Here is a 560-nt window from a genome sequence, read left to right as displayed (position 1 = left end):
CAGAACCACCCATCGATCTAAAAAAACTACATGCAAAAATCGGTGAGCAGGCATTAGAAATTGATTTTTTAGAAGGTGTGTTGAAGAAACTGGGCCGCTTCAACCACAAAAGTTAATCGATGACTCACTTCAGATTTCAGTATCTAAGCAAGCTCAGCTGCTGAAAGTCTCCCGTGGTTGTTATTACTATCGCCCAAAACCTGTTAGCTCATCAGATCTGAAGCTGATGCGGTGTATGGATGAGTTACATATGCAATACCCTTTTGCAGGTAGCCGTATGATGCGTGATTTGTTGAATCGTCAAGGACATCATATAGGACGACGTCATACACGTACTTTAATGAAGAAAATGGGCATTAATGCGTTATATTGCAAACCAAATTTAAGCCAGGCTAATCAAGCTCACCGCAAATATCCATATCTGCTCAAAGGATTGGCTATTCAGCGCAGTAATCAAGTGTGGTCTACGGATATAACGTATATCCCTATGGCAAAAGGCTTTGTTTATTTATGTGCTGTGATTGATTGGCATAGCCGCAAGGTACTTGCGCATAGGGTAT

The 560-nt window shown here is 41.2% G+C and carries 1 pseudogene; it reads left to right on the top strand.

From position 1 onward, the window contains the following. Positions 1-560: pseudogene (locus ACEWB7_RS17375) on the top strand (IS3 family transposase); the annotation flags it as partial.

The organism is Acinetobacter sp. NIOH-H-8 (genome assembly GCF_046635365.1).
In the GTDB taxonomy this organism is placed as follows: Bacteria; Pseudomonadota; Gammaproteobacteria; order Pseudomonadales; family Moraxellaceae; genus Acinetobacter.
Note: the sequence above shows the minus strand (reverse complement) of the source record. Positions and strands in the feature narration are given on the sequence as shown.